Here is a 1,151-nt window from a genome sequence, read left to right as displayed (position 1 = left end):
AAAATGCCGTAGTCGAGGTTGGTTTTCAGGGTGCGCAGGCTCTGGATGATCTGGCGGTTGCCCACCACAAAGCCCACCCGCCAGCCGGCCATGTTGTAGGTTTTGGAGAGGGTGTGGAACTCCACGGCCAAGTCCTTGGCGCCGGGGATCTGCAGCAGGCTGGTGGGCCGATAGCCGTCAAAGGCCAGCTCCGCGTAGCACAGGTCGTGCACCAGAATCAGCTCATAGCGGTGGGCAAAGGCCACCACTTCTTCAAAAAAAGAGCGGGGCGCCACCGCCGCCGTTGGGTTGTTGGGGTAGTTGAAGTAGAGCACCCGCGCCTGCTTGGCCACCTCCGGCGGGATCTCCTGCAGGTCAATTAGCCACTCCTTCTCGGGGCGTAGCAGCAGCGGGTAGATCTGCCCGCCGGCAATCATGGGCCCGCGAAAATGGGCCGGGTAGGCGGGGCTGGGCACCAGCACCAGATCCCCCGGATCCACGTAGGCCAAGGCCAGGTGGGTCAGGCCCTCTTTGGATCCCAAAAGAGGCAGCACCTCCCCATTGGGATCCAGCTCCACCCCGTAGCGGCACCGGTACCAATCGGTGATCGCCTGGCGGAAGCTGGCCGTGCCCTCGAAGGGAGGGTAGCCGTGGTGGACGGGATCGGCGATGGCCGCCTGGGCTGCCTCCACCACCGGCTGGGGGGTGGGCCCATCGGGGTTGCCCATGCCCAGATCGATCAAATCTAGCCCCTGCTGGCGGGCGCGGGCCTTCAGCTCATCCAAGCGGGCGAAGACGTAGGCAGGCAGCTTGTTCAAGCGTTGGGCGGGGACGAGAGCGCGGTTCATACAAATAGAAAGGCAAGCCGACACCTGGCTCACTTGGGGTTAACTGCACAGCTTACCGCCAGACCCGCACCTGAAGCAATGCGAAGCAGGGCCGAGCTTGGGTATCTCGGATCCCAAAGGCTAGGATAGAAATCTAAGTTCGGTTTTGTGGCAAGGCAGAGCAGTGGCTTTACCCCTTGTGGCCGTTGTGGGTCGCCCCAACGTGGGCAAGTCCACCCTCGTCAACCGCCTGGCGGGGGTGCGTTCCGCCATTGTCCACGATGAGCCGGGCATCACGCGGGATCGCCTCTACCAAGAGGTGGAGTGGAACGGGCGCCGCCTGCA

General features: G+C 63.5%; 2 protein-coding genes. One reads left to right on the top strand and one right to left on the bottom strand.

The window, feature by feature from the left end; all coding sequences use genetic code 11:
• Window positions 1–827, bottom strand: an 827-nt coding sequence (locus tag NW857_RS13095) for an aminotransferase class I/II-fold pyridoxal phosphate-dependent enzyme (protein ID WP_414369226.1), incomplete at its 3' end; no start/stop codon positions are given.
• A 163-nt stretch (window positions 828–990) separates the two neighbouring features.
• Here NW857_RS13095 and NW857_RS13090 point away from each other — a divergent pair.
• The coding region (locus NW857_RS13090) for a GTPase (RefSeq protein ID WP_414369228.1) at window positions 991–1,151 on the top strand (161 nt) is incomplete at its 3' end.

The sequence above is a fragment of the Synechococcus sp. H55.9 genome, assembly GCF_047462355.1.
Lineage (GTDB): Bacteria > Cyanobacteriota > Cyanobacteriia > Thermostichales > Thermostichaceae > Thermostichus.
This window is presented reverse-complemented; position numbering and strand designations above follow the sequence as displayed.